This window comes from Candidatus Desulfolinea nitratireducens, assembly GCF_982879505.1.
In genome coordinates, this window is the sequence record NZ_CEYOSI010000318.1 from 1 (window position 1) to 1,189 (window position 1,189).

The window sequence follows — 1,189 nt, forward strand, 5'->3', positions numbered from 1 at the left end:
GTAAGGAAGGAGCATCTGTTTCTTCCTGGGAAACGCTGGTACCGTCCGGTGCGCAATAGCAGAAGAGTACGTTGGTAACGCGCCACTTCCCCGATAGCTGATAAGATCGTTTCTCTCTCCATTTCTTCCTGTGCCATCGGCTTGCCCCCCCCGCTTTTAGAATGATGCCATTGCGAGCCCTGCAAAGCAGGGGATGGATTTTGGTTTTTGGTTCTACAGTGTGAATTGTGGGAGATCGCGACGCTTTGCTCGCCTCTCCTTGTCTCGTATGCACCTTGATAGCGCTACGAGCCGTGGATCCTCGCATCCTTCTCCTGAAGGATTCTCGGAGGACAAATAAAAAAGAAGGGGGTTGCGACGCGCTGCTCGCGAGGAGGTGACTTTGTTGGGTTGAAGAAATAAGAAAAAGACCTTGCAACTCTCCACAGGAGAATTGCAAGACCCAACCTACGTGGTTAGAGAGGATATGATTTTGTTGGGTTAGGAAAAGTAAATATCCAAGTTTCTACAAACGCAGGGGGGGGAGGTTGCGACGTCGGCACAGAGTGCCTTCTCCCAAGGACAGATAAAAAAGAAGGGGGTTGCCTTGCATGGGTAAATAACTATCCTCCAGGCACATTCATGCCTGGAGGACTTTTTTCCTTCTCACATAAAACTAACAACTTAAGGCTTTAAAAATGCCGATGGCCTGATGTATCTGACCAATTTAATAGATCGGCTCGTTATAATTATTGTTGCCCGGGTCAGGGTCGTCGAAGTTGGGCTGTACCTCGCAGGCAACCAGATATTCAAAGACGTTTGTATCCAGGGAGAGCGTGGTTGGAAAACTCATTTGCTCGCCGGGTTTCATGCTTAATGTAACAGATATATGGGCACTCTGGGCGCTCTGGGCTTTGGTATTCTTGTCAGTACGCTCGTATTGGCATAGGACGGGCACGGTAACATTGTTCAGAGTTCCCGGACCGTGGTTTGTGATGCGTACATGGAACTGCCCCTGAGGCTGATTGCCGGGGTATATGTCGGTAACAGACACATCGGCTGAGAAAGCTCCGCCTCCGCCGCTGGGTGGCTGTGTGGGTTGTGCCGGTTGTGGGGGCGGTGGTTCAGGGGGCGGTTCGCCTGGGGGTTGTTCTTCTGGTGGAGGTTGACCTTCTTCAAAGTGTTCTTCCGGTGGAGGTTGACCTTCTTC

Annotated in this window: 1 protein-coding gene; it reads right to left on the bottom strand. The window is 51.1% G+C overall.

Annotated features, from left to right (window positions below; genetic code table 11):
• Positions 1-706 precede the first annotated feature (706 nt).
• Positions 707-1,189, bottom strand: a 483-nt coding sequence (locus tag AC3DOM_RS17180; RefSeq protein ID WP_487920261.1) for a hypothetical protein, incomplete at its 5' end; no start/stop codon positions are given.